Origin of the sequence: Pedobacter panaciterrae (assembly GCF_013204795.1) — a bacterium.
Taxonomy (GTDB): Bacteria; Bacteroidota; Bacteroidia; order Sphingobacteriales; family Sphingobacteriaceae; genus Pedobacter; species Pedobacter panaciterrae.
In genome coordinates this window covers 1,297,100-1,319,052 of the sequence record NZ_JABMKW010000020.1, presented here as the reverse complement: position 1 = coordinate 1,319,052, position 21,953 = coordinate 1,297,100, and the positions used below count along the sequence as shown (strand labels likewise).

General features: G+C 40.2%; 21 protein-coding genes. 16 read left to right on the top strand and 5 right to left on the bottom strand.

The window, feature by feature from the left end; all coding sequences use genetic code 11:
- Positions 1 to 10: 10 nt before the first annotated feature.
- Entirely contained in the window at positions 11 to 616 is a 606-nt protein-coding gene (locus HQN86_RS24670) for a TetR/AcrR family transcriptional regulator (protein ID WP_172663507.1), read from the bottom strand.
- Between the two features lie 153 nt (positions 617 to 769).
- Positions 770 to 1,858: an NADH:flavin oxidoreductase gene (locus HQN86_RS24665; RefSeq protein ID WP_172663506.1), complete on the bottom strand. Its 1,089-nt coding sequence runs from the start codon at positions 1,856 to 1,858 to the stop codon at positions 770 to 772.
- Between the two features lie 925 nt (positions 1,859 to 2,783).
- On the opposite strand from HQN86_RS24665, the gene HQN86_RS27205 reads away from it, so the two are divergent.
- Positions 2,784 to 2,864, top strand: coding sequence for a DUF3823 domain-containing protein (locus HQN86_RS27205; RefSeq protein WP_394367900.1), 81 nt, complete (start codon positions 2,784 to 2,786; stop codon positions 2,862 to 2,864).
- 146 nt (positions 2,865 to 3,010) lie between these two features.
- Entirely contained in the window at positions 3,011 to 3,316 is a 306-nt protein-coding gene (locus tag HQN86_RS24655) for a peroxiredoxin family protein (protein WP_172663505.1), read from the top strand.
- A 104-nt stretch (positions 3,317 to 3,420) separates the two neighbouring features.
- Here the strand turns inward: HQN86_RS24655 and HQN86_RS24650 are convergent, their stop codons facing one another.
- Positions 3,421 to 4,080, bottom strand: coding sequence for an NUDIX hydrolase (locus HQN86_RS24650; RefSeq protein ID WP_172663504.1), 660 nt, complete (start codon positions 4,078 to 4,080; stop codon positions 3,421 to 3,423).
- Positions 4,081 to 4,157: 77 nt separating this feature from the next.
- Positions 4,158 to 4,829 carry a DsbA family protein gene (locus HQN86_RS24645; RefSeq protein ID WP_172663503.1) on the bottom strand — a complete coding sequence of 224 codons (672 nt, stop codon included), beginning with the start codon at positions 4,827 to 4,829 and terminating at the stop codon, positions 4,158 to 4,160.
- A gap of 424 nt (positions 4,830 to 5,253) precedes the next feature.
- Between HQN86_RS24645 and HQN86_RS24640 the strand changes: the two genes are divergently transcribed.
- From HQN86_RS24640 to HQN86_RS24620, 5 genes are all read left to right on the top strand, one after another.
- The gene (locus tag HQN86_RS24640; protein ID WP_172663502.1) at positions 5,254 to 6,012 is read left to right on the top strand and encodes an AraC family transcriptional regulator; all 759 of its coding nucleotides are present in this window, start codon (positions 5,254 to 5,256) and stop codon (positions 6,010 to 6,012) included.
- A 143-nt stretch (positions 6,013 to 6,155) separates the two neighbouring features.
- Entirely contained in the window at positions 6,156 to 7,244 is a 1,089-nt protein-coding gene (locus HQN86_RS24635) for an NADH:flavin oxidoreductase (RefSeq protein WP_172663501.1), read from the top strand.
- A 99-nt stretch (positions 7,245 to 7,343) separates the two neighbouring features.
- The gene (locus HQN86_RS24630; RefSeq protein WP_172663500.1) at positions 7,344 to 7,709 is read left to right on the top strand and encodes a DsrE family protein; all 366 of its coding nucleotides are present in this window, start codon (positions 7,344 to 7,346) and stop codon (positions 7,707 to 7,709) included.
- Positions 7,710 to 7,812: 103 nt separating this feature from the next.
- Complete coding sequence (locus HQN86_RS24625; RefSeq protein WP_172663499.1) at positions 7,813 to 8,280, top strand: nucleoside deaminase; 468 nt, start codon at positions 7,813 to 7,815, stop codon at positions 8,278 to 8,280.
- 5 nt (positions 8,281 to 8,285) lie between these two features.
- On the top strand, positions 8,286 to 9,167 hold the full coding sequence (locus HQN86_RS24620) for a helix-turn-helix domain-containing protein (RefSeq protein ID WP_172663498.1): 882 nt from the start codon (positions 8,286 to 8,288) through the stop codon (positions 9,165 to 9,167).
- Between the two features lie 317 nt (positions 9,168 to 9,484).
- Here HQN86_RS24620 and HQN86_RS24615 read toward each other — a convergent pair whose 3' ends face one another.
- Positions 9,485 to 9,961, bottom strand: a complete 477-nt coding sequence (locus HQN86_RS24615; protein ID WP_172663497.1) for a hypothetical protein — start codon at positions 9,959 to 9,961, stop codon at positions 9,485 to 9,487.
- A 510-nt stretch (positions 9,962 to 10,471) separates the two neighbouring features.
- Between HQN86_RS24615 and HQN86_RS24610 the strand changes: the two genes are divergently transcribed.
- The 9 genes from HQN86_RS24610 to HQN86_RS24570 all read left to right on the top strand — a co-directional run bounded on the left by HQN86_RS24610 (position 10,472) and on the right by HQN86_RS24570 (position 21,890).
- Positions 10,472 to 10,669, top strand: coding sequence for a hypothetical protein (locus tag HQN86_RS24610; RefSeq protein ID WP_172663496.1), 198 nt, complete (start codon positions 10,472 to 10,474; stop codon positions 10,667 to 10,669).
- A gap of 323 nt (positions 10,670 to 10,992) precedes the next feature.
- The gene (locus HQN86_RS24605) at positions 10,993 to 12,579 is read left to right on the top strand and encodes a thioredoxin domain-containing protein (RefSeq protein ID WP_172663495.1); all 1,587 of its coding nucleotides are present in this window, start codon (positions 10,993 to 10,995) and stop codon (positions 12,577 to 12,579) included.
- Between the two features lie 705 nt (positions 12,580 to 13,284).
- The gene (locus tag HQN86_RS24600) at positions 13,285 to 14,388 is read left to right on the top strand and encodes a TlpA family protein disulfide reductase (RefSeq protein ID WP_172663494.1); all 1,104 of its coding nucleotides are present in this window, start codon (positions 13,285 to 13,287) and stop codon (positions 14,386 to 14,388) included.
- 56 nt (positions 14,389 to 14,444) lie between these two features.
- Positions 14,445 to 15,086: a glycosyltransferase family 25 protein gene (locus HQN86_RS24595; RefSeq protein ID WP_172663493.1), complete on the top strand. Its 642-nt coding sequence runs from the start codon at positions 14,445 to 14,447 to the stop codon at positions 15,084 to 15,086.
- A 2-nt stretch (positions 15,087 to 15,088) separates the two neighbouring features.
- A complete protein-coding gene (locus HQN86_RS24590) occupies positions 15,089 to 15,766 on the top strand; it encodes a glycosyl transferase (protein ID WP_172663492.1) in 678 nt (225 codons plus the stop codon).
- Complete coding sequence (locus HQN86_RS24585; protein ID WP_172663491.1) at positions 15,760 to 17,967, top strand: peptidase domain-containing ABC transporter; 2,208 nt, start codon at positions 15,760 to 15,762, stop codon at positions 17,965 to 17,967. Before HQN86_RS24590 ends, HQN86_RS24585 begins: the two co-directional genes overlap by 7 nt.
- Before the next feature lie 11 nt (positions 17,968 to 17,978).
- Positions 17,979 to 19,298: an HlyD family secretion protein gene (locus tag HQN86_RS24580; RefSeq protein ID WP_172663490.1), complete on the top strand. Its 1,320-nt coding sequence runs from the start codon at positions 17,979 to 17,981 to the stop codon at positions 19,296 to 19,298.
- Positions 19,299 to 19,300: 2 nt separating this feature from the next.
- Positions 19,301 to 19,993, top strand: a complete 693-nt coding sequence (locus tag HQN86_RS24575) for a hypothetical protein (RefSeq protein ID WP_172663489.1) — start codon at positions 19,301 to 19,303, stop codon at positions 19,991 to 19,993.
- A gap of 547 nt (positions 19,994 to 20,540) precedes the next feature.
- A complete protein-coding gene (locus HQN86_RS24570) occupies positions 20,541 to 21,890 on the top strand; it encodes a glycosyltransferase family 25 protein (protein ID WP_172663488.1) in 1,350 nt (449 codons plus the stop codon).
- Positions 21,891 to 21,953: the final 63 nt, after the last annotated feature.

Genomic DNA, 21,953 nt, shown 5'->3' with positions numbered 1-21,953 from the left:
GTAAAAAAAATCAACTGTTGATCGATAAGGTGATGCCCTTGATGGCGTCTTTTAGAATCTGTTGATTTAACTGGTCGGTTGTTCTTCCATTCAGGTGAACCAGGTTGATGGAAACCAGTCCGTGAATTACCGACCAATAGGTGTGGTATTTTAAGCATATGTTGTCCTCGGTAACCGGTTTTTTTTGGAACAGGGATTCGATGACCCCGGACAGTGTCGCATAGAGGTTGTCAATTTCTGGCAACTGGCTGTTATCGCTGCAGCTAACCATGTCTACCCCGTACATGAGCCGGTAAAATTCCTGGTGCGAAAAAGCGAAGTTCCAGTAAGCAACCCACATGGCCTCCATTTTCTCTTCTGCCTTTTGGTAGCGGTCACGTGCCTGCTGTATCTCCCTGGTCAAAATCTGGTAACCTCTTCTGGTTAACTCCAGTAAAATGCCTTCTTTGTTGGTGAAATATTCATAGATGATGGGTGCTGTATATTCAATCTGATCTGCAATTTTGCGCATGCTCAGCGCTTGCCAACCCTCAACCTGGGCAATGTGTAATGCAGCATTCAGAATGTTTGCCCTGGTCTCGTCTTTCAGACGAAGTATCCTTTCTTTACTTCCCATGACTTAAACGGGTTATGGGCCTAACAGCGAGGGTAGCTGTGGTCATTTTTGTTTTCATATTCTTGTTTGTTATTGATAAGCAAATTTACCCTGATTTAGTAGGGGACTATTTCACCTGAAGCTCAAAAACTATCGCGAAAAGTTCAGTAAGTGTTACGGAGAATGCGGGTGCACAATGGTCTGCCATCCTCTTAAGTGGTTGATGAAGCGTTCGCTAAGTCCCCCCTGGCGCAGGTATGCGGCCATCACCGGCAGTCTTGGGATTTCGTGCATCGGGTTTGCTTTGACCAGAAGCGGGAAGTCCCGCTGAATGATGCCTGCTCTGGCGACCAGCACAAAGTCGCATCCTTCCTCCAATAGCTCTGCGGCGCGCTGACCGCTGTAGATCTTACCGGCTGCGCCCAAGCGAACACCTTTACGGGGGATTTCCGTAAAGACGCTGAGCATGGTTTTTCCGCGAAATGCGCCCTCCCGAACGACCTGGGCTGAATCCCACAGTGCCAGGTCCAGGTAATCGATCAGTTCCCGGTCAAAAAATTCTGCTGTAACTTCCCTGAGCTCCTCGAGCACCAGTCCATACCGTTCGATCGATAGTCGCCAGCCAATTTGGAAATCAGGTCCGCAGGCCTTGCGAATGCCTTCAATAACCTCAACGGTTAGCCTTGCACGGTTCTCCAGGCTTCCTCCATATTTATCCTTGCGGTCATTCAGATAAGGTGACATGAATTCCGAAAGAATCCATCCGAAAGCGCCGTGTACGGCTACACCATCGAAGCCGGCCAATTGTGCTCTTTTTGCTGCAGTGATGAAGCTGTCGCGAATGCGCTCCACTTCCTTGGTAGTGATGGCCATGACTCCTGGCACAGTGTTGCTCGAAGCGGGAGCGGGCACGCCCCCCAGCAGCGGGTTGGCCCGGTGTCCGGCGTGGTGCAGCTGCACCGCAGACAATCCGCCGCCTTCACGGATAGCGGAAGCCATCCTGGTCAGGCCTGGCAAATGGTCGTCACTGTGAATACCGAGTTGGCGCGCAAACGCGATGCCTTCTGCTTCTACGGTTGTGGCGCAGGTCTGGATCAAGGCATAACCGCCCTGGCCAAGTTGCTCCATCCAGGTCTGATCGAACTCGGACGCGGTGCCGTCATACTCACTTTGCTGGTTGGTCAGTGGCGCCATCATAAAGCGGTTTCTCATTGCCGGCCCATGCAGCAGCGTGAGCGGCTTGAATAAATTAGATTCGGACATTTGATTTATCTTATTGAAATTGATATACGTTAGTGTTTGAATAAAGCAAAATTAGGTTGCCAGTTAGCGCGGCTGTTTCAGGTGAGGTTCAAAAACTATCGTAATAAGTTCATTTGACTGGAAGGTCTGTGTTTATTGATAGCAGCTTGATTGTTATTTTAGCTGAGCCTCCTGTTTAGATTTTATGTAGGTTGAGTGACAATACCAGCAGGTGTAGAGGTGCGGTTACATGGTAGAGGAGGAGTCATTTGCAGAAATACTCAGCGTACATACAGGGGCATTATTATTTTAACCTCAAAAAGACACTGCCTTAATCCCTGTTTCTATGAAAAAGATGTGGACAGACTGAGTATGCCGTCATTATGAGGTTAGTCTTTCTTTGGTCTATCAGAGAACCATTTCAGTTTAATATGGATAGGCTTATATTGATCTCGGAATTAGGCTGAACTGATCAGATTGCCACTCAGGTATATGAATTATTTTTAAGTCCGGGGTTTATCCTTTTTTAGATTCTTTTCGTTCCATGTGTTTTCCGGATTTGTTATCTGTAACACTATGTCCGGTATAGTTTAGTACTAGGGGACTATCTGCGAAAAAGTGACAAGACATTTGTTTTTTGCAATTATAAAAGCGACGCTAAGATCTTACATCCCTTCAATACGACAGATGCATCTCTACCTCACCCGGTCTTCGCTACGGCGAAACTTGAAAATGGAGAATATATTTTTAAAGGCACCGCGCTTGATCGCCTTAAAGCTTCTTTTTTTTTTGATAACCGTGGGTTTGGCTATGCCGGTGGTAAATTTCCCGATGCCCTGGAAATCAGGCTGGAAGACGGTATAATCAACATTATAGCTACCGATTCAGTAAAAAATGCTCAAGTGACCGGTGGCCCGTATACTAGGGACTTTATTGCTTATCAAAAATTCCAGTTTATGTTGCACAAGATGGTACTTTTTCTGCTTTACTTTTTGATGGCAATTATAAATTAACCAGCTTCATTTAAAAACGAGGTCAGCTTATGAGCAGTGGATTGAGCGAAATATAGCGTATGCCAAAGCCTATCCCAGATCATATTCAAGTATTGATGCACTCTCTAATTCAGTCACACCAGAAAATGGTTTAACTGAAATTAAGCAGGTATTTGACGCGATGGCTGAAGAAAATCCCAATTATATCGCTAACTATAAGAAGTATAAAGTTAAGGGCCTGGAAATACTGGGTGTAACATTAGATAAACTCCGGGAAAAAGATAAGTGGATGGAAGGCATTCGTAAGGATGGTCTTTTATGGCCTCAGGTAGGCAATCTGACTATTGGGAATCTGGATGTATCCAAATTGTATAATATCACTGCGATTCCACAAAACTATTTACTTGATCCGGGAGGTAGAATAATTGCGTCTGACCTACGCGGTGAAGAGTTGGGCAAAAAGCTTGCTGAAATTTTTGATAAATAGTTCAGTAACTAATTTTATCTAATATTAGTTTGCAGATGAGTGTCACTCAGCATTAGGAATACGCTTTAATCCAATGCTGTAACTGACTTTAGTTTAAAGGTCAGTTACGGCATTTTTTCGATGCAGGGAAGATCGTTGCGGATAACCGTCAGCAATTCACGGATCATTTTAGCCGTTGCTCCCCACGCCTTATGGCCATGTATTTCGTAGTAAGGTGTTAAGACCACATCGCCTGGTATCCGGATCTTGGCACAGCCTATGATCGTTGGATCAATAAAATAAGCCAGTTTCGCTTCAAGGATCTGCTGAACTTCCCGGGGGTCTGGCACCAGCTCAGGACGGTAGGGAATGTATCCGACAACCGGGAGGACAAGAAAATCGCTAGGACCTATGTAAATCTCGCTGAGTGTTCCTAAGATCTTTACATCTTCAGGGCGCAGTCCAATCTCTTCGTTCGCCTCACGCAGCGCAGTTTGAACGAGATCCTGATCTGTTTGTTCATATCTGCCTCCTGGGAAACCGACTTCGCCGGAATGAAATCCTTCATAGGAATTTCTTAAGATCAGGGGGATATAGATCTCATCATTGAATGGATAAAGCAGCAGTAGGACAGCGCTTTTCCGGGTTTGCTCTGTTGGCCGAACCCCGAGGTATGACGCTGTAAAAGCCTCCATCATCATATGAGCGGTTTCGCCGGGGAGGGGCTTTTTAAGATTCTGGGTAAGTTTTTCCTGGAACAAAGAAAAAAGGTCTGGCACATTCATATGTATCGTTTTTTTGTGTTTTTCACGGAATGATTTGTAAAGGTAAACCTTCTATGAAGGTCCAGCCTTTGTTAATTTCAGCATTCACAAGTGTCGCCTGAACAGGATTGCCCACTGTTTGGCGCTGTAACATTTGCACTGCTCAGCCAATTGTCGACAGTTACCTTCAAGCTGCGATAGTCCTGAAATCCGCGGGTGATCACTTTAACCGTTCCATTTTCCAAAGTGAGTAGTGTTGGAAATCCCTGAACGCCCAGCTGCCTGCTAAACTGAAAGCCGTGGTTTGTTTTTTGCTTCATTTCTTCGGAATGGAACCGATCCAGGAAGGTATTCTTTTCAATTCCCAGCTCTTCGGCCAGAGCTGCCAGCACAGTATCATTTGTAATATCCTTGCCGTCCACATAGAATGCCTTTTGCATCAGGCTCAAATAATCGAAGTCCTGTTTTGGTGACAATTCCTGCACGACGGTAAGGGCACGGCTTGAGGGTTCTGTATCATAGCGGAACGAGTCAGAAATGAACTTCATAGAATGGTCGAAAAACTGTCCGCTGCGCTGGTTTACATTTGTCCAGTGAAATGCCAGGAACTCTTTATAGTCTTGGTCGACAACTTGCTGGCTATACGGTGAAAAGCCGCCTGAGATAATTTGCAGGTCGATTTCCGGATAGTTCTCTTTTAATTTTTTTACAGCAGGACTAAAGCCATAGCACCATGAACACATCGGGTCTGTGAAATAAAACAGTTTCATCGCTGTATTTTTTTTAAGGGTTTCATAATTTCTATCTTTTTAATTATACAAATTTAGCGCTGTTATCAAGGAGTCCGTTTCCTCGAAAGGTCAGAAACTATCGTGTAAAGTTCAAGGAGTTTGGAAAGGCGGACAGGTAAAAATTATCCATGGGAATATCGCATTTGTCCATTGTTCATTACTTTAGAAATCTCGATATTTACCGGCCGTAACGGACCAAAGGCATGTGAATGGTAAATACTTCATTTGAGTCCACTGTTAAGCGATATTTGCTGAATATGAATGCAACTTATATATGATGATCGATCTTAATTGCAGTAGTATCATTAAGGAGAACCCAGAAGTTCTATCCTGGAACGAGGATATTTTTGTTCTGCATTACAGACAGCCTCAGGAAATCAGACTGGCAAATATGTATGTCCATATGAACCTGATCAGTATCGTGCTAAAAGGAATAAAAGAAATCCTTGACCATGGTAGCAAAATGATCGTTCCTGCGGGCGCTGGGTTTTTTATGAAAAAAGGTTCGTATCTGGTTACTGATAAAGTCGAAGATCCTGATGACGGTTATGAATCCATTATCATTTGTTTTTCAGACGCATGGCTGCGCTCGCAGGCTGAGAGTATTCTGGCATGCTCCAACGGAGCAACATCAGGCACTCAAGCATGCCGTGATATGGCTTTACTTCCAAAGGATGATATGATGAACATATTGACTTCGCAGCTGTTGTCCTGTTTTACGATGGATGCAGATCCCGAGCGTTTGCAGTCGTTCTTGCCTGTCAAAATCCGGGAATTGTTACAAGTGTTAGTCTCTGGTCCGGGAGGTCATCATTTTGAAACGCAGCTGCGCAGCCTGGATACCTTTATCGATCCAGACCTGATGCTGCTGATGCAAAGTCATTATAAGGAGAATATTTCACTGGAGCAGTACGCTTTCCTTGCCAATTGCAGCCTGTCTACCTTTAAGCGCAGATTCAATCAGACCTTCCGAATGAACCCAGGGAAATGGATCATGCAGCGCAGGCTGGAGGAGGCTTACCAGTTGCTGCGGTCAGAAATGAACATTACCCAGATTGCCTATGAGGTAGGCTTTGAAACCCCCGCACACTTTGTCGCATCTTTCCGTGAAAAATACGGTGATACGCCCAAACAGTTGCAACAAAAGCTGGTCAACCTATAGCGGGGACCTTAAGATGATATTTACATTGAGCCAGTAAAACGAATTAAAAAATCGTCCATGAGTTTGTAAAAAACATCCATTTTTCCCGGGCGGGAAACCAGCCATCTTTGACAGACAAGAATTTATAAATAAAAAATAAGAAAATGTCTGTTTCTGATTTATTCAAACCACTCACTTTGCTGCACGGCCCTGAAATGAGAAATCGTTTCATGATGGCGCCGCTGACCAGTCAGCAGAGCGAGCATGACGGAACTGCTTCTGAGTTCGATCAACTCTGGATTGAGCAACTTGCCGGGAGTGGTTATGCGTTAATACAAGCGGGTGCTTCTACTGTGGAAGCAGGGGGAATTGCCTTTGAGCGCCAGATGGGTATCCATAGCGATGTCCATTTACCGGGGCTTACCCGAATGGCGAGAGCTATCCGCGAGGGAGGTGCACTCTCCGCTGTGCAGTTACACCATGCTGGTCATCGTGCGGTACCGGAGGTGGGTGGTATTCCGGCTCCGGCTTCAGGTAAAACTCTGCAGGGTGTAAAGGCAATCACAACCGAAGAGGTGGAGCGAATCCGCGACAGCTTTATCACTGCCGCAAAAAGAGCGGACCAGGCCGGTTTCGATGGCATATCGGTACACGGTGCTTTCGGCTGGATACTTTCAGAATTCCTGTCTCCTAATTTAAACGACCGGACGGACAAGTATGGCGGCAGCGTGGAGAACCGGGCGCGTTTCACGCTTGAAGTTATCGAAGGTATTCGCCGGGCCTGTAGGCCTGATTTTCAAATAGGCTGGCGCTTGTCAATAGAACGCTACGGGCTGCGCCTGGAGGAACTGCGCGAGATCACTGCTGAGATCTTTGACCGGGAACTGATCGATTACCTGGATCTGGCATTGTGGGATTCGGCGCAGGTTGTCAGGGACGGAACGGCTAAAGGAAAGACCCTGCTGAGCGTTTTTACGGAAATCCCCCGTAAAGGTGTTCGCCTGGGCGCAGCCGGCAAGATCTACAGCGGTCAGCGCGCGGCAGAGCTGCTGGAGGAAGGTTGTGACTTTGTACTCATCGCAAGAGCAGGCATATTGCAACGGGATTTTCCGCTCCAGGTCAAAGCGAATCCAATGTACGAAAGCCCGGCAATGCCTGTCACGGCTGAATACCTGCGCGAGGGAGGACTAAGCGATCGATTTATTGAAACCATGCGGGGCTGGCAGACTTTTGTTCGTCCGGGTTCACGTTAATCGCACGACCGAAGTAAAAAGTCTCCATGAGATAGTAAAAATCATCCATTCTCCAGGTATCCGAATTACTACAACTTTGTACAATAAATAAATACTAATATGAAAAAAACAGCAATAATTATTCTTTCTGATCCCAAGGCTGGTTCAGAAGAAGCACTTGGACGCGTATTTAACGCTTTGGCATCGGCATATGAATTCAAACATGCAGATGAAGATGTAAAGATCATTTTTCAAGGCGCAGGAGTAAGATGGCCGGAGCAACTGGAGAAATCTGAGCATCCGGTTCATGGTCTTTATTCGGAAGTAAAAGATCACGTGCATGGTCTTTCCAAAGGCTGCGTTGCGGTGTTTGGTACTGAAGTTTCCGGTTATGATCTGTTAAACGATAATGAAGTACCGGGTACTCCTGGATTGCCAAGTTTCCTGAACCTGAGAAACGATGGTTACGACATTCTGATTTTTTAATCAGGTATTTGAACTGTCCTTTGCTTTCGGGCGAAGGACAGTTTTTAGTTTCAAGACCATGGGGAATTTTTTTAAGTAAATTTGTAAGACCATTATACGAGTTATGCAGGAAGAGTATCAATATTATATGGATCAGTGCTTGGAAATCGCTAGAGCAGCATTAACAGAGGGTAACCCGCCGGTAGGTGCGATCCTCGTTTTTGAAGGCAAGGTGATCGGCGAAGGACAGGAGGCTGGGAAATCAACCGGGGACATCACCAATCATGCAGAAATCCTGGCAATCCGCTCAGCGATCAAAAATGGCTATGCAGCACAACTGGCTTCGGCGCAAATGTATACGACGCATGAACCTTGTATTATGTGTTCCTATGTGATCCGCCACCATCATATACCAGAAATCGTATTTGGCACATCCGTACCTCATGTTGGTGGATTAACCTCGCAATTTAGCTTACTTTCAACTGAACATGTGCCCAAATGGGGAACCGGACCAAAGGTGGTCAGCGGTATCCGTCTTTCGGATTGTATTGCGCTGAATGAACAGTTTGTAAAAACTCTAAATAAAATCTAAACACGATGTTATCACAATCCGTTTACACCCTTGTAAATCAGCAGAATGGTAATTTGTCGTTCAAAGTTTTTGAGTTTGACAATAGCAGTTATTTCGATCACATTCAGCGGAATAATTATTTCACCCTGATCTTCATTACCTCAGGAGAAGGTTTGGCTAAAGTGGATCTTTGTGAATATCCGTTTAAGGAAAATACGTTATTCGCATTTTACCCATATCAGCCGTTTATGCTGATTTCAAAAGGACCATTGGTGGGGATTTCTATTCAGTTCCATCATGATTTCTTTTGCATATACAGGCACCATAAAGAGATCGCAGCCAATGGGATACTGTTTAACAATATTTATGAGCAGCCTTTCATCACCCTGGAGGAAGATGCCAGGTATAAGCTGCTCAATATCGTCAGGGAAATTGTAGCTGAGCTGAAAACAGATGATTTGAGAAAAGATGAAGTGCTTGTTTCTTATCTGAAGATATTATTAGTACTCGCCACCAGGATAAAGCTCAAGCAGCAATCCATCCAGCAGACATATACACTTAGTGGCAAACAAATGGCCATTGTACAAAAACTGCGCAATGCGATTGAGGAAAATTTCCGGATGTTGCATTCTGCAAGTGATTATGCCGATATGCTGCACGTCACACCGGTTGCCCTTGCCAGAGTTACCAAAAGTCATTTCAATAAGACGCTTTCGGACCTGATTACGGAAAGGATCATTGTGGAGGCTAAACGAGAGCTATACCTTACCGATAAAACGGTAAAAGAGATTGCCTATGAGCTTGGCTACGAAGACGAGTTTTATTTCAGCAGGGTGTTTAAGGTCAAAACAGACATATCGCCGCAGTTTTACAGGGATACCATTGGGTTTAACAGAGGTGCATCTTGATCCTGCATAAGTTCCCAGAAAATTCAACGCTCATTTTTAGCGCTCAGAAAATACATAAAGTTGAAAAAAGCAGCAAATCAAACTAATTTCGGACAGGTAGTTACTGTGACCAGCTTGGCTTTTGTAGTAGCGCACCTGGACGGATCCATTGTCAATCTCGCGCTGCGGCAAATCGCCCAATCTTATCATGCTGGTGTAAGTACTTTGTAATGGGTTGTGGATGCATGTGGTTTCTAACGCCGCCGTGCTGCATACCCTTGGATTGCTTTGCTGTTAATACATTGTATTTATTAGGCCGCATCATGATACGGGGCGTTCTAAGGAATTTTTCGTATTCCCAGAGCATCTTTTGCCCTAATCTCAGTGATCGGAGCGTAGGGACCGCTAAAATAGTCCTGCAAACTGTAAAGTACGGCTTTCATGTTGTCCCGGCTTCCACGACGTTTGGCTTGGTTGAGGATCTCTACCTGTTTCCATCCGAATTCAATAATGTTGATGCTTTCTGCCTGTACTTCTCCCTTGATGAGAAAGTTTGCCAGCATTTTTACGGTGTAAAATTCGAGCTTCGACCCGAGTTTACTGATTTTCATCCTGTATTCATCCAAAACAGGATTGATTACCGAGAGTAGGAAAGTGTCTTTGATTGTGAAATCTTTCCTGAGTTGTTTTTGCGACACGTAGTGTGTTGTGTCGATGTAAGTGACCTTCCTGTTGTGTGTAACCCGGATTTTCACATTCCAAGTTTGGTCATTTCTTTTGTGGTGCTCTAATACCACTTCACGAACTGTTGCCATTTAGATAAGGTTTTAGCGACCGTAAATGCTTTGTTTTTACGTAAAACAATTGTAAAACATTTACGTCAAGTTCAACAAAAAATACCTGTTTTATAGCTAAAATGCCCGACTGGGCTGATATAGAAGATTGGCTCAAATATAATCAAAAAACCAAAAAAAGGCCTTAATCTTGCGGAAAAGACCTTTTTTAAGTGTGGTATGGGCCGGGATCGAACCGGCGACACATGGATTTTCAATCCATTGCTTTCACTCCTTAAATATTTGTACTTGGGTTTACTAACCCGGAAAAAACCAATAGGGAGAATTCCCTATTGAAAATCTGACTTTTAGAGAACCATATTGGATTAACTAACCGCTGCTGACTGCATGTGGGTTCAGCAGTTATTGTTGTAGAAATAAATCCTATGAACAACAACATTAAAAGCGCAACGGGCGCTCCAAGATCTGAAAGATCAGCTAAAGTACATTGCTGAGGTTGGCAAAAATCCAGCGATTATCTTACAAGTCCAAATGAAGAAACTCAGACCAATTTTGGTTGGGCTTAGCAATCAATATCCATATCAGGATCAATCGGGCGAAATCAATTACTACAAATATTTATTTCTAGCCTTTAAGAGCCTGGAAATTTGTTGGCGGGAACATTCAGCAGAAATGCTTGCAAGGTTGGGCGTAATGAGAAGACGACAGAAGCGCTACCTGCAGGAATAGTCTAGTAATGCTTTCCTTCGTGTATTTTTTTGAGATGGAATTTATTACTGAAAATTCTACTAGAATATTTATTGAAGGCCGTGGTTTATTAATTTGGATAGTCCTAAATTTACTATGATATTAAGGAGATGTTTAAATGCTTAATTTACTAATAGATATAGGTGGAATAACCTCATTCGTATTCTGATTTCACGCCGCCATTCTTCCTGATCTAATAATTGATTACAGGACAGTACAGGTTGCCGGTTGCAATCTCTTTAATTAAATTCGGTTTAACCAAATAGAATTTATTGATTTATCAGTATTTAAATCATCCCTGATTTATGATAACGCTCAACTCACAACACAATTCAATCCGTGTCTTAGGATTATTTATTAGAAAATTAGGAATCCGTGTGACTTCTTTTAGTATTGCACAAAAAATGCTTGAACATCCTGATTATCCAAGCATGCTTTCAATAAGTGATTCCCTAACCTCTTGGAATGTGCCGAATCAGGCATTGAAACTGGATCGTACAACCTGTGTATTAGAAGAGCTCCCATTGCCTTTTATAGCTCATCTACAAATTGATGGTGGAAAATTTGTTTTGGTAAATGAAATCAATCAAAACACAGTTAAATTCAGTGACGAATTCGCACCAAATGGGAGATTCCCAAGAGAGGAATTTCTTAACCATTGGGACGGTGTTTCCCTTTTCGCTGAAAAAGATGAGAAGAGCGGCGAAGCGGACTATAGTAGCGCTTTAACGATGGGTGTGTTAAACCATGCAAGATTACCACTTTTGCTCGTTGTACTTCTCACTACATCCGTTTATGCTATCAGCCAAAATGCTTTTAGTTTTGCTTATTTGTTGTTGTTGTTTATAAATTTTTCCGGTATACTGTTATGTGTGTTATTATTAATATCCAGTATTAGTAATAAAAATCCGTTTATTCAAAGCCTTTGTAGCATTGGAAAAAAAAATGGCTGTAATTCAATTCTTAAATCTGACGCGGCAAAAGTGACCCACTGGCTTAATTGGAGTGAGATTGGGCTGTTCTATTTTACAGGGTCTTTTATTTGCCTTGTATTAAACCCCATCAGTATGGGCTTCTTGAGCTGGCTAAACCTTCTTTGTTTGCCGTTTACCTTTTATTCTATCGGCTATCAGTTTAAAACCAGGAATTGGTGCGTACTTTGTTGTTGCATCCAACTACTGCTTTGGCTTGGAATCTCCGTTTTTATTGGTGTCAATGCCTTTAGTACCTTTTATGTAAATTTAACTTGGACAACGTTAATCCCATATATTATATCTTTTTTATTTCCAGTTGCTATTTGGTCGTTCCTTAAGCCGTTTTTTGTAAGTTCAGAAAAGTTACAAGGCCTAAAAGACCAGGTAAGGAAAATCAAATCTAACTCTTCACTCTTTCATCAGTTACTGTCTTCACAGAAACAGTACATGTTACCAGATGACCTAATTCATATAGCATTGGGAAACCCGTCCGCGGAAACGGTAATTACAATGGTCAGCAATCCATATTGTGGGCCATGTAGTACAGCTCATAGGGCACTGGATAAGTGGTTAATGGAAAATGAGGACATACAAGTTAAAGTCATTTTCGCTACTAGCAGTCAGGAAGATGATAGTAAGACCAAAGTTGCGAAGCATGCCACGGCGCTAAGCCAATCATCGGATCCAAAATTAATCAAAGCGGCATTAAATGATTGGTATATGGGAAGCGCTAAAAATTACGATAAATGGGCATTAAAATATCCTGTAAACATCAATAGTGAGATAGACAATGCGACGGAAAAGCAGCGAAAATGGTGTGATTCGGCGGAAATTAGTTTTACGCCAACAATTTTTGTGAACGGATATAAGTTGGTCGAGCCTTATCAGATAGAAGACCTGAAATATTTATTAAGCTAGAAAGATTTCAAGATATTTCTTGTACAAGAAAGGGGCTGCCGATTGCAACGTAACAGCCCCATAACAAGCATGATGTTAAAAAAACATGTCGCTTGAAGTAACCCAGCGTGATAGGGTCACAAAATTTAATCACTAAATTTTATGCAAAGTAATGAAAAAACTAAGTTTAAGTGCTGCCTCAATTAAAAAAGGCGATGTTTTGACCAGAGGTCAGCTAAAAAAAGTATTAGGCGGAACAAGTAGTAGTGATTGTAACTTACCTAGCTTGTGCAGAATCAGTTACTGGAAGGGTTCCTACTATTATCAGACGGACATCATTGGTACGAGTAGTAACGCGAATACCGCATGTTTAAATCTACTGAGTTCCGGTGCTGCAACTCAGTGTAGTTACGACTGTGAATGTGACGGTTGGGGTTCTTAATAACAAGGTGCTGTATGAAATTACAGCACCTTTCCAAATTGATCATTATGACGAATAGAATTTTAGTGTTTTTTTTTAGCATCCTTTGTGGTTTAGAATTTAATGCAGGTGCGACTGAAACACTTATCAAAATGCACATGCCACCTAATAGCATTACGAGGATATGGTATATGGATGAGAACTACCAAATGACGCCTGCGACTTTCGTGAATCGAAATGGGAATGAAACCCTTGTAAAAAAGATACTGATAATCCAGAAGCCAACAATATTCAGGTATAATTTGATGAATAAAGACAAGGAGTTTAGACACATGTTCGCAGTTTTTCCAGGGGATACCGTAGCACTTGTTTTAGGCAGGGACTATGATATAAGTTATTTGAAGAAGTCGGATGTGTTTCTTGAAAAGATGATAGGTTCATACGATAATATTAAAAACGAAAATTTGACGCAGACTATATTACCCCATTTTTATAAACAAATTGAGGGTCTGAAAAATCGCAATAGTATTATTATTGATAGCCTTAAAAATTCAAATAGAATAGATAATAAATTACGTGTTGTTCTTAAGGGATACAACGATATAAATTATTTCGTTAAAGCCCTAAGCCCTACCTATCAAAAAGAAATAACAACTAATCCATATTTGGACACTGTAATGCGTGAAATCCATGCAAACTATTCTGAACTTATGAGAACCAGTGATTTGTCGATATATGACTTGTCAAGTCATATGATCAACTATAAGTTGTGGTTATCGAAAGATAAATCAGTATTTGGATATGTTAAGTTGGCAGCAACTACAATGCCCCAAGGTTTAAAAACCACTTTAATTTCCAGAATATTAGAAGGCAGCGATAAAAATACTGATGATTATAAACGGACCGTAGAGTATTTAAAGAATCAGGGATTAAATTTTTTCGGTCCTAATCTGATAACACCAAATATATTTGGTTCAAAACTTACAGATAGTAAAGGTAAGCACAATTCCTTGGCAGAGCAAGCTAATGATTTGCTAGATAATGGATTGATCTTACTTGATTTTTGGGCAAGTTGGTGCAAGCCTTGTCTTGAAGAATTCCCGCACTTAAAGATTAAAATGAAGCATTTTGGAGCTAAGGAAGTAAAGTTTATCGGGATTAACATTGATACTGATTTAAAGGCAAAAGATTGGTTGGCTTCTTTTAAAAAACAAAATTTATCGGTCAATTATAGAAACTTGAGATTGGAAAATAAAAACAAGGGACCATTTATTTCCTTTTTTGACGTCAAAGCCATACCCCGGTATATTCTTATCGATAGGAAAGGCAAAATACTTGACTTCAATTTTGACCCACCTTCAAGTGACAAGTTTGAGGTGAACCTGCGAAGTCATTTAAAAACCCGGTAAATTATATTTGGTTATTCCGGAGAAAATTTATTATAGAAACATTATAGCACAGGATAATGGAAGATAAAATAGTTGTTTTTATCATTAATTTAACTAAAAGGACAGATCGTCGAGAGCATATTATTAACGAGTTTAATACGCGCAAGGGATTCGATTTTGTGTTAATAAATGCTATTGAGCATGAATCGGGGGCGTTTGGCCTTTGGACGACCATAAAGACGATAATAAAACGTCAAATGAATCAAACAGAAGATTATATAATTGTTTGTGAAGATGACCATACTTTCACAAATAGTTTTAATATGGCGTTTTTAAATGATTCAATTAAAAAGGCAAAAGAAAAAAATGCAGATGTGCTTTTGGGAGGGGTAAGTTGGTTTTCAGATGTAATACAAGTTTCACCAGGTCTTTTTTGGGTCGATAAATTTTCAGGCTTACAGTTTACTGTCATCTTTCGGAAATTCTTTAAAAGTATTTTAAACGCGAATTTCAGCAAGGGAGATGCTGCGGACTATAAGATTTCAGACCTAACCAGTAATACGTTTGTAACATTTCCATTTATTTCAAAACAAAAGGAATTTGGCTATTCCGATGTCACAGCAGGTAATAATTCAGCCGGTAAAGTTAGCAGGCTTTTTAAAAATTCTTCCCTGAAACTTAAACACTTAAATAAGGTTAATGATTTTTATAATCTATAATTATGAGTAAGAGTGAATATTTAGATTTATCGATTTCTACATTTATTAGCGTTACCGGAAAAAGATCTGATGGATTAGGGCATGTACACGAGCAGTTTTCAGATAGACCTGAATTTGATGTGCAAATTAAAAGTAATCAGCATAGCAATACCAGCGAGGCCAAACTTTGGCAGAATTTTATTGAAATAATTGAAACCGCTATTCATAATACTGAGGATGTAATCATCATTACTACCGATGAACATCAGTTCACCCGCTTTTATAATCGTGATTATCTGTTTAGTAATATCATACAAGCTAACGAACAAGGTGTTGCCTTACTTACTGGTGGAGTCGGAAAATTTGGTCAGGCCTTGCCTTTAACAGAAAATAGATATTGGATCGATTCATTCTCCTCAACACAGTTTGTTGTGTTGTTTAGTAGGATTTTTAATGATATAGTAACATACCAATTCAAAAAGAACGACTTAGCAACTCGTGTATTATCGGATATATCCAGTCACAAAATGACCCTTTACCCTTTCATTTCCGAACAGAGAGACATTGACAATTCAGACCCAATTGGTTCAACAGAGGTTCGACCCGCTGAAAGAAATATGTTAGGAACTGCGAACGAACGATTGGAAAAAATCCAATTTGCGTACATAAAATATATAAAATCTAATCCATCGATATGCTAAAAAAGTTTCCGTATTATTCGCAGCGGGATCAAATGGACTGTGGCCCAACTTGTTTACGGATGATCTCAAAGTATTATGGGCGGAATTATAGTTTGGAGCGGCTACGTGAAATTACAGGTATCAACCGCGCTGGCGTTTCGTTATTGGGAATTAGCGAGGCTGCTGAGAAAATTGGATTTAGAACTACCGGATTAAAAATTAACTTGGAAGATCTTTCTGCAATTGAGTTACCCTGTCTATTGCATTGGAGGCAAAATCACTTCGTCGTCTTATATAAAATTGGGAGTACTAAAATACATAAGCGGAAAAAATATATTGTTGCTGACCCGGCGAAGGGAATTATAGAATATACCGAGGATGAATTTCGACGACACTGGATAAGTACAAAACAAGGTGAAACTGAACAGGGAATTAGCCTAATGATCTCCCCGTCACCTGAATTCTACAGGCAGCAGGGAGATGTCGATAAGGGGATTGATCTGAGTTATTTATTTAGCTATCTAAAACAATACAAAAGCCTAATTGTGCAATTGTTTATTGGTTTGGGGGTGGGCAGTTTGTTACAGCTGATATTACCATTCCTAACTCAATCATTGGTAGATATTGGGGTGAATACCCGTAATCTCAATTTTGTTTATGTAATTGTCATCGCTCAGACAATGCTTTTCCTGGGGCGATTAAGTGTTGATTTTATTCGGTCTTGGATATTACTTCACATTAGCACAAGAATCAATATCTCTATCCTGACGGATTTTCTCATTAAATTAATGAAATTACCAATGGGTTTTTTTGATACAAAAATGACAGGTGACATTATGCAAAGGATGAGTGACCAGAGCAGGATTCAAGCCTTCCTTACGGGATCTTCACTAAACACCATTTTTTCTCTGTTCAATTTAGTTGTGTTTGCATTTGTTTTGATTTATTACAACGTTAGTATCTTCATCATTTTTGCGATAAGTAGTGTTATTTATGGCCTGTGGGTTATGTTCTTTTTGAAGAAAAGAAGAGAACTCGATTTCAAAAGATTTGATATCTCCTCCCAAAACCAGAATAACATTGTCCAACTCATCAATGGGATGCAGGAGATTAAACTCAATAACTGTGAGCAGCAAAAAAGATGGGAATGGGAACGCATACAGGTCTCTTTGTTTAATTTTAGCGTAAAGAGCCTGGCTCTTGGTCAGTATCAACAGTTCGGGACTTTCTTTATTAATGAAGGTAAAAATATCCTGATTACGTTCATCGTAACAAAATCTGTAATTGATGGGCAATTGACTTTGGGAGCAATGATGGCGATTCAATATATCATAGGACAATTAAACAGTCCAATAGAACAGCTTTTAGGATTTTTACAGTCCTTCCAAGATGCAAAAATTAGTTTGGAGCGCCTTAATGAAATTCACGAGCTAGAAGAAGAAGAACCGACAGAAAAACAATTTTTAAGGGATTTGCCCATGAATAAAGGCATCTCACTTCAAAACATAAAATTTACCTATCCCGGTGCGGGTAACGAACCCGTATTGGAAGATATTAATATCCATATTCCGGAGGGTAAAACCACGGCGATAGTGGGAATGAGTGGAAGTGGTAAAACGACTATTTTGAAACTTTTACTTAGGTTTTATGAACCGCAAAAGGGCGACATTAAAGTTGGAAGTACCTATTTGCAACAAATTAGCTATCGGTTTTGGCGGGCTAAGTGTGGTATTGTAATGCAGGATGGGTTTATTTTTTCCGATACAATAGCGAAGAACATCGCCGTCGGTGATGAATATCCTGACATATCAAAGCTGGGTCACGCAATTAAGATTGCCAATATTAGTGACTTTATAGGCGAACTACCCTTAGGTTTGAACACGAAAATTGGAGCAGCAGGTAATGGCCTCAGTCAAGGGCAGCGTCAAAGAATGTTGATTGCAAGGGCAGTTTATAAGAATCCAGAGTATATTTTTTTTGATGAAGCAACCAATTCATTAGATGCAAATAATGAAAAGATTATTATGGAGAACCTGGAGACATTTTTTAAAGGGAAAACGGTTGTAGTAGTTGCTCACCGTTTAAGTACGGTGAAAAATGCAGATAATATTATTGTGTTAGATAAAGGGCGCGTCATAGAACAAGGGACGCATCAACAGTTGACACATAATAAGGGAGAATATTATGAACTGGTAAAGAATCAATTAGAATTAGATGTTTAGCGTGAATTAATATGATTACGACAAAAGGTGAAAATGAATTACTAAAGGACATTGAACTCAATTTCTCTAACATCAACAGCGAGGAAGTACAGGAAGTTATTACAGCAGTTCCAGCATGGATAGTAAGATGGGGCACGCTCCTTGTATTCTTGATCTTGATATCCATTGTAGGATTTTCAGCTTTAATTCAGTACCCTGATGTGGTAAAAACTGGATTAAAAATAAACTCATTGAATGCCCCAAAATCCGTTTACACTAAGGGTACTGGTAAAATCATTTCTCTATTGGTTGAAGAGGGGATGGAGGTTAAGCAAGGTACTTCCCTAGCATTTATGGAGAGCACGGCCAAACATAGGGATGTGTTGAAGCTTTACGGGGCATTGATAAGAATCAATGACACATTAAATAAAACGGGAATTGCTTCTAAGATTGATCTTGTCAACCTGAATCTCGGGGAACTGCAGGGATCTTATCAGAATTTCTACCAGCAATATCTGCAGCTAATTTCAACCCAGAAGGGAGGATATTATTTACGACGGAAGGCGTACCTGGAACGGGATCTAAAAGAGATACAAAAGTTAAAGATTCAAATAGCGCTACAGCAGGAACTTCAAAAGAAAGAATTCAAAAATATCACTCAGGAATTTGAAGCCTATAAGAAATTACATGAGAAAGGTGTTATTTCCAATATCGAGTATGCACAGCAGGAAAATAAATATTATTCAGGTAATTATCCGCTGCAGCAAACAACTACATCATTGCTAAATAATAATAGCACATATCTTGGTAAACAAAAAGAGATACTTGAACTGGAGCATATTGTTCAAGATGAGAAAGCAAAATTTACACAGAGTTTAAATAATATGATAACGGAAATAAATAGTTGGTTAAATCAATACGTTTTATCGGCCCCTGTTTCAGGTACAGTAAGCTACGCGGGTATTGTGCAAGAAAATCAAACTGTAAATGCGAATCAGGAGTTGTTTATGGTAAACCCGGCTAATTCCGATTTTTTCGGTGAAGTTCAAATTCCTCAGTATAGTATGGGGAAAGTTAGGGTAGGACAGGCGGCATTAATAAAATTACGTAGTTATCCGTTTGAACAATACGGTATAATAAGAGGTGGGGTCAGTTATATTTCCGAGGTCGCCTTAAGAGATAGCGTCTTTATTGCGAAAATCAAATTTGACCATTTTGAACGTAAAGATCCCAGCTTCAAGATCGTCTTAAAAAATGGCATGCAGGGTGATGCAGAGATTATTACAGAAGAGAGTTCATTGTTGCAACGACTTATAAGAAATACGATAAGAGCGCTGAAAATAAATCACTAAATATGAAAGTACAAATTTTTACAAGGTCATTGGATCCAGTATTATACAGTTTATCCAGCGAGTTTTTACCATCACATATCGAACGGGTACAGTGTTTAGACTTCAACACTTGGCAGGATGCGGATAACTATTTACACTTCATACTGAGATGCGGCGAAGACTGGATAATTAATCTGGATGAAGATGCCTTTGTTACCGACTGGTCCGTCATCATGGAAATGATAGAATTCATGGCTGCAAATGGCTATGAATATTCAGGAATGCCTGACGACGGAGTTTGCCATCATAGAAAGAACTCTTGGGTTGTTTGCAATCCATTTTTTAATATCTTCAATGCCGGGGCTATTAGGGCTAAGATGGCTGATTATGAAGATATCAATGGTTTTCAATTTCTTCCCTGGATGGAAAAACATAAACCTGATTTCATCAAACAAGTGTCTCAGAATGATTTTTTTGAACCGTTTAATAGTATTTTTTATTGGCTAATGAATTGCAGCAAAGGGCTTTACCTGAATGCCCTTGATCACCGAGATGAATTAAGCACGATCTTGTTGTGGGAGGGGAAGAACTTCCTGTATCATTCCTGGTATACTAGACAATTCCAAACCAACAAGATACAACGAACTAGAATCTTAAATCTCTACAGGGAGGCTAAGCAAAAGAAAGCCTCGTTTTCTGAGGTTGATAAATCATAGAAATAATTTATACTAAATGTTCTCGTCAGCTTGCAGAAAATAGAACGTAAAATTAAGAGACATAAAGAGTCCTATTGTTTCCGGGGCGTAGAATTAGGAAACCTAAACATAAATAATATAGAAAATGAAAAAAAAGCTAAACTTGAAAGCACTTGAATCAAGTGCTAAAGAAATTTTATCAAGAGAACAATTAAAGAAAATTACCGGGGGAGATGATGGTTCATGCGGGTTTGGGGAGCAACTGTATACTTGTACTAGTCCTGTGTACGGGACACACTACTTCTGTGGAACTAATCCTGATACAGCGTCCACTAAGTATATGGCACAAGTTTGCTATCCACTGCTTTGCCCACGTATCCACTGCACTCTTTAAGAATGTGCACTAAATGACATTTTGATTAATAGCAAATGTTTCAACTAATGACACTTTTGCTATTAGTCAAATCAATTTTTTAAGGCTTTTATGCAAACAAACACGTACCGCATGAGGCCGGCGATAGCAATTAGAGTTAAGTAACTGGTCAATCATTTATATTAAGCAACTGATATGTTCAATAATTTTGGTGAGGGAATCCGAACTTATGTGATCAATTTAAAAAAAAGAACGGATAGACTATCGAGTGTCTTGTCTGAGTTTGCCGATAAGCCTGAGTTTAAATTAACTATTGTAGACGCGGTTGAACATGAAATTGGAGCAATTGGACTATGGCATAGTATATTAGAAATATTGCGGAGACCCGAGGTCGATAACCAAGAATATATAATAATATGTGAGGACGATCATGAATTTTCTCCTAACTATGAAAGAGATACTTTTTATGAAAATATTCTTAGGGCGGCAAAATTAGATGCAGATATTCTCTCCGGAGGAGTTAGCTCAGTTAAAAATGTGATTCCTCTTTCACAATCACTACTGTGGACAGAGAATTTTAGTGGGTTTCAATTTACAGTGATATTTCCTCGGTTATTTAAAGTAATTTTGGACGCTAAATTTGAAAATTACGATCGGCCTGATCACAAGATTTGTATGCTTTCGTCTATTAAATTAGTTGTATACCCATTTATTTCGCAACAAAAAGAGTTCGGTTATTCCGATGTTACTCGTGGAAATGAGGTTCCGGGTAGGATACGCGGACTTTTTCAAGCTTCTTCTGATACGATCTCATCCATATTAGATGTAAAAGCATTCTATAGTACCCTTAATAAAACTGTTCCGCAAATTGATGAAATAAATTTCGACCATTTCACAATACCTACTTTTATAATCAATTTGCCAAAGAGGTCCGACAGACGGTTCCATATTACCCGCGAGTTTGTTGGAAAAAGTGAATTCGATGTTACATTGATTGAAGCTTTTGAACATCGGATCGGAGCAGTTGGTCTTTGGTTAACAATCCGCAAGATTATCGATATAGCAATTAAAAACAACGATGACCTTATCATTATTTGTGAAGATGACCATCAATTTACCGAGTGTTATTCAAAACATTTATTGTTCCAAAATATTATAGAGGCACATCATCAAGGCGCTGATGTACTTTCGGGTGGTATAGGAGGGGGATTTAATCAGGCTGTTAAAATAAGTGAAAATAGATTTTGGATAAACCACTTCTATTGTACTCAATTTATTGTAGTCTATTCGAAATTTTTTCAATCCATTTTGGATGAACCTTTTGATGAGAAGGTTACAGCGGACGATTTTATCTCGGAATTAACTAGTAATAAAATGGTGATTTTTCCTTTTATATCAGTTCAAAAAGATTTTGGTTATTCTGATGCAACAATAAATAACAACAAAATACCAGGTAAAATTTCTGAAATTTTCACTATTGGCAGTCAACGGCTCGAATTAACAAAATCATTAACTGAGAAATTTGACGATCATTTTTTGTCTTGAACTTCAAAGATTGAAATTATTGAGCCTAAGTGTTGAACTTTTGATTATCGTTGTTTGTAATCT

Bases quoted from the DNA above. Each gene is read 5' to 3' on its own strand.
- HQN86_RS24670 (WP_172663507.1), bottom strand. From the start codon at position 616: ATGGGAAGTAAAGAAAGGATACTTCGTCTGAAAGACGAGACCAGGGCA.
- HQN86_RS24665 (WP_172663506.1), bottom strand. From the start codon at position 1,858: ATGTCCGAATCTAATTTATTCAAGCCGCTCACGCTGCTGCATGGGCCG.
- HQN86_RS24655 (WP_172663505.1), top strand. From the start codon at position 3,011: ATGGCTGAAGAAAATCCCAATTATATCGCTAACTATAAGAAGTATAAA.
- HQN86_RS24650 (WP_172663504.1), bottom strand. From the start codon at position 4,080: ATGAATGTGCCAGACCTTTTTTCTTTGTTCCAGGAAAAACTTACCCAG.
- HQN86_RS24645 (WP_172663503.1), bottom strand. From the start codon at position 4,829: ATGAAACTGTTTTATTTCACAGACCCGATGTGTTCATGGTGCTATGGC.
- HQN86_RS24640 (WP_172663502.1), top strand. From the start codon at position 5,254: ATGAACCTGATCAGTATCGTGCTAAAAGGAATAAAAGAAATCCTTGAC.
- HQN86_RS24635 (WP_172663501.1), top strand. From the start codon at position 6,156: ATGTCTGTTTCTGATTTATTCAAACCACTCACTTTGCTGCACGGCCCT.
- HQN86_RS24630 (WP_172663500.1), top strand. From the start codon at position 7,344: ATGAAAAAAACAGCAATAATTATTCTTTCTGATCCCAAGGCTGGTTCA.
- HQN86_RS24625 (WP_172663499.1), top strand. From the start codon at position 7,813: ATGCAGGAAGAGTATCAATATTATATGGATCAGTGCTTGGAAATCGCT.
- HQN86_RS24620 (WP_172663498.1), top strand. From the start codon at position 8,286: ATGTTATCACAATCCGTTTACACCCTTGTAAATCAGCAGAATGGTAAT.
- HQN86_RS24615 (WP_172663497.1), bottom strand. From the start codon at position 9,961: ATGGCAACAGTTCGTGAAGTGGTATTAGAGCACCACAAAAGAAATGAC.
- HQN86_RS24610 (WP_172663496.1), top strand. From the start codon at position 10,472: ATGAAGAAACTCAGACCAATTTTGGTTGGGCTTAGCAATCAATATCCA.
- HQN86_RS24605 (WP_172663495.1), top strand. From the start codon at position 10,993: ATGATAACGCTCAACTCACAACACAATTCAATCCGTGTCTTAGGATTA.
- HQN86_RS24600 (WP_172663494.1), top strand. From the start codon at position 13,285: ATGAATAAAGACAAGGAGTTTAGACACATGTTCGCAGTTTTTCCAGGG.
- HQN86_RS24595 (WP_172663493.1), top strand. From the start codon at position 14,445: ATGGAAGATAAAATAGTTGTTTTTATCATTAATTTAACTAAAAGGACA.
- HQN86_RS24590 (WP_172663492.1), top strand. From the start codon at position 15,089: ATGAGTAAGAGTGAATATTTAGATTTATCGATTTCTACATTTATTAGC.
- HQN86_RS24585 (WP_172663491.1), top strand. From the start codon at position 15,760: ATGCTAAAAAAGTTTCCGTATTATTCGCAGCGGGATCAAATGGACTGT.
- HQN86_RS24580 (WP_172663490.1), top strand. From the start codon at position 17,979: ATGATTACGACAAAAGGTGAAAATGAATTACTAAAGGACATTGAACTC.
- HQN86_RS24575 (WP_172663489.1), top strand. From the start codon at position 19,301: ATGAAAGTACAAATTTTTACAAGGTCATTGGATCCAGTATTATACAGT.
- HQN86_RS24570 (WP_172663488.1), top strand. From the start codon at position 20,541: ATGTTCAATAATTTTGGTGAGGGAATCCGAACTTATGTGATCAATTTA.